We start from the raw sequence: 3547 nt of genomic DNA, 5'->3' as shown, positions 1-3547 counted from the left end.
TTTTATCAAGGGACAGAACATCGTACCATTAAATACCTGAATAATTTGATTGAACAAGACCATCGTCCAGTAAAGAGACGCAATAAATTCTATCGAAGTTTACGCACTGCCTCACCCACGATTAAAGGCATGGAAGCCATCCGAGGATTATATAAGAAAACCCGAAAAGAAGGCACTCTCTTCGGGTTTTCGGTCTGTACTGAAATCAAGGTATTATTGGGAATCCCAGATTAAATCATAGATACCGTAAGGGATTTTATTCTTTATTTAAAACTTTGCAACAGAACCCTGTAATCAATGCACCCACTTCCGCCGCTGTAAACATTACCGGCGGAAGTAGGAAGCCCTCTACAAGAAAATATCCTTTTCCGGCCTCAGATCCAATTGGTATTCCGGCTTCTTCAAGTGTCCGGATATCTCTGTAAACTGTCCTTAAGCTTATATTAAATCGCTGTGCAATTTCTTTGGCAGGAATTATTTTTTTTGATTGCAGCTGAATAAGAATAGAGGTTACTCTGTTAATCCTGTTCAAATTTTATTCCTCCTCTGTGACTTCCATAAAAAGTATATCCTATGCGTTCTTAAGCTAGCTGCTGTTAGTGCTTCTCATTGCACCCTGGTTATAAAAGCCATACTCACAAACCTCTTCACCAAAACTCTTTACATCTCTAATATAGAACTCTATCTAGCGAACTTTTAGAAAAGATATAAAACATCAGAGTATGGACAGTTGCGGATGTACTTCAGAAAAGATTAGATGTCTAAAAAGCTTGTAGTTAAAGCTTTTTAGACATCTAAATCTAGGTACTAAAACAATTCATCCAGTAAAATATAATATTTTATTTTCTCCCAATCAGGCTTGATCCCCAGTAAGTCAAAAAATAGCTCGACATACTGTTCTTCCCCGATATCCTCCCTGATCGACCGGACGCAGAAGGCAATGTCATACCACTTGTCCGCCCTGCCGCTTCTCCCAAGATCAATAAAGCCACTTACTTTGCCATCTTTCACAAAGATGTTGCTGTCTCCCAGGTCGCCGTGGGAAAAGACAAGTTCCTCTTCGGGCTTTTCCGTCTTTAAAAAATCATACAGCTCGCGCGGATCTTTAAATGGAGTGTCTTCTTCCCAGTTTTCGCAATCCACATCGGCCAGATCGTTATTCAGTAAGTAATCCAATTCGGCTAAGCGGCTGTCTAAGCTATTCGTATAGGGACAATCCGATATGTCGATGGAGTGAAAGAGCCTGATGCACTCCGCATACAGCTCGATAATCTTTTCAGGGCTTTGTTCATCTTCATACTCTTCCGAGCAAAGGACGCCATCGGCCTCACTCATGAGCAGATTGCTCCAGCCATCATGCCGTTCAAAGTGCAGGACCTTTGGAACAGGCAGCTTTCCTTCCAGCCATAGCATCATGTCCTTTTCCCGTTCCACATCATAGGTGGTCCCTTTATACCGGCTGTCCGTCATTTTTAAATATAGGTTTTCATTTTCTCCCACCAGCTTATATACCTTAGCAGGAGACATTCCTTCCGTATCTTTTACGCAGCGGTATTTTTCGATCAGTTTTTTCAATTCCGGTGATATTCTCATTTTAGCCATTTATTATTTCCTTCCTCTTTTCTACAGTATTTAAAGATACCCCAAGAAGCTAATTATAACAAGACGAACTCCAATTCACTGTTCCTTGCATTCTAAAACCTTAAATACCAGAAAACAGCTTTTTCAAAGTTGTTTTCAAAGTTGGCGTATAACATAGTATCGACGGAGCCGATTTTGAAACCACAATTATGATAGAATTTACAAGCTATAAGGTTATTGTCCTGGGTTTCAAGCATTAGTCCATGCAAGTTTTTATGCTTTGCCCATTCTATAGATATATTGATAAGCGCGCTGCCTATGCCTTGCCCCCTGAAATCCTTACATACGGCGATATCTTCTATATAAGCGTACCGGTTCCAATTTTTTCGCAGTTTAACTTTTCCGACGCATTTATCGTCTTGGTAGTAAAGATATAATATATTATCTTATCAGTATTGTCAATATATTCAAGGCAATCTGCCTCCTCATCCTCTTCATCCTCTTCGTCTTGGTAGCTTTTTAAATATGGCGCTTCATAGAGTAATTCTGTAAAGGTCCAATTCTCGTTTTCATACCTCGGTATAATCTTACCTATCACCTCAAATGGTTCGCTGGGTTTATCGATATCTTTCAGGTGCCCTGCTTTCATTTCTGTAATCACTGTTCCCGCCTCTCTTCTATATCAGCGGCATATGTGCTATCCAGGCAGCCGGTTTTACCAGTGTATTTTTTATACATGTCCCTGGTATATTTTGTTATATTCCTATCATACTCCGGATAGGCATAATGAAGCCTTTCCGCCACCTCACCGGATACCGCCCTGAACAATTGATGGCATAGAAATAATGCTTCCCATATGTTTTCATAGGAATCCATCCGGTAGGTGGACAAAAGTTTCTCCCACAAATCCTCGGATATATACCTTTCAATAAACTTATAGTTCTTGCCTACACTTAATTTAAAGCCTGTTTCGATGCCGACCTTCCATGATATCATTCTCAGCAGCTCATGGCGAACAATCTGATTAAAATGATCAATAGCAAATAAAATTTCCTTACGGCACAATCCTTTAATAACATAAGGTGTTACATTCCAAAATTCATTGCAGCAATCATCATACTCCCTTGCGCTTGGCTTTCTTACATGATAATCTATATCAGTCGGAACTATGTCCCTTTTAATTCTACAATCTTTATCAATTAGAACCTTTATTAATTTATCGCCCTTTAGGTAATTATCTAACTCTTCCAAGGGCAATAAGGTAAGATCAATTTTATTGTAATCATCAAATAGCATAAGATAGGAAAATCCCTTTTCTTCAGGTGGGAATAATTCCATATCCTCCGGCTTTTGCATCATTATTATATTCCCAAATTGATTAAGCCAGTCATCATTAGATATAAACGGTTCTATATCACTTACAAAATATGTAATATCATAATCCTGAAATTCATCTTTAGGTATATTAATATTTGCGCGTGACCCCTCAAGGGTCACAATTCGAATACGTTCATCCTGTTCTGCTAAAGAAAGTACTAAATCCATCATTTCTTTTTCTGATCTCATTTACATACTCCTCGTTTATTTTTTCTTTCTAAAATGTTCAGCTAAAGTAAACTTACATTCAGGATAATTTGAACAACCATAAAACGATTTTTTTAATACAATATTGTTGCCACACTTAGGACATTTTCCTACAAGGGGTCCCGAGCGCTTAGTGGGAATTTGTACCCCTTATCGATACAAATTCCCCGTAGGCGCTAGGGACCTCTTTAGCTCCTTGGAAGCTGTCAGTAGTATACCTAATAATTTATCTACATTCCCTTTAGTAACGTGTAACTTTCCAAATTTACAAAAGCGACTCATAGAATTATTTCCTCCCGTTAAATAATAGATAACTATTAAAAATAGACAATACTTGCTCATAAGTAACGGTACTTAAATTGTTTACTTTGGCGTGTTTCAT

At 38.3% G+C, this 3547-nt stretch carries 3 protein-coding genes and 4 pseudogenes; 1 reads left to right on the top strand and 6 read right to left on the bottom strand.

What is annotated here, in order from left to right; translation table 11 throughout:
• Positions 1–234: DDE-type integrase/transposase/recombinase (locus C1G49_RS04120; protein ID WP_142426236.1), on the top strand; the 234-nt coding region annotated here is incomplete at its 5' end.
• Positions 235–289: 55 nt separating this feature from the next.
• Here C1G49_RS04120 and C1G49_RS04115 read toward each other — a convergent pair.
• From C1G49_RS04115 to C1G49_RS04080, 6 genes and pseudogenes are all read right to left on the bottom strand, one after another.
• Positions 290–532: pseudogene (locus C1G49_RS04115) on the bottom strand (helix-turn-helix transcriptional regulator); the annotation flags it as partial.
• Between the two features lie 275 nt (positions 533–807).
• Complete coding sequence (gene aph(3')-IIIa / locus C1G49_RS04105) at positions 808–1602, bottom strand: aminoglycoside O-phosphotransferase APH(3')-IIIa (protein WP_001096887.1); 795 nt, start codon at positions 1600–1602, stop codon at positions 808–810.
• 92 nt (positions 1603–1694) lie between these two features.
• Positions 1695–2242 (bottom strand): annotated as a pseudogene (sat4, locus tag C1G49_RS04100) (streptothricin N-acetyltransferase Sat4).
• Entirely contained in the window at positions 2239–3147 is a 909-nt protein-coding gene (locus C1G49_RS04095) for an aminoglycoside nucleotidyltransferase ANT(6)-Ia (protein WP_001255866.1), read from the bottom strand. Before C1G49_RS04095 ends, sat4 begins: the two are co-directional and overlap by 4 nt.
• Positions 3148–3165: 18 nt before the next feature.
• Positions 3166–3282 (bottom strand): annotated as a pseudogene (locus tag C1G49_RS04090) (topoisomerase DNA-binding C4 zinc finger domain-containing protein); the annotation flags it as partial.
• A gap of 169 nt (positions 3283–3451) precedes the next feature.
• A pseudogene (locus C1G49_RS04080) lies at positions 3452–3547 on the bottom strand (23S rRNA (adenine(2058)-N(6))-methyltransferase Erm(B)); the annotation flags it as partial.

This window comes from Streptococcus suis, from assembly GCF_002960625.1.
In the GTDB taxonomy this organism is placed as follows: domain Bacteria; phylum Bacillota; class Bacilli; order Lactobacillales; family Streptococcaceae; genus Streptococcus; species Streptococcus suis_T.
This window is presented reverse-complemented; position numbering and strand designations above follow the sequence as displayed.

Excerpts from the sequence above, each read along its gene's own strand:
- C1G49_RS04095 (WP_001255866.1), bottom strand. The coding sequence starts at position 3,147 with ATGAGATCAGAAAAAGAAATGATGGATTTAGTACTTTCTTTAGCAGAA.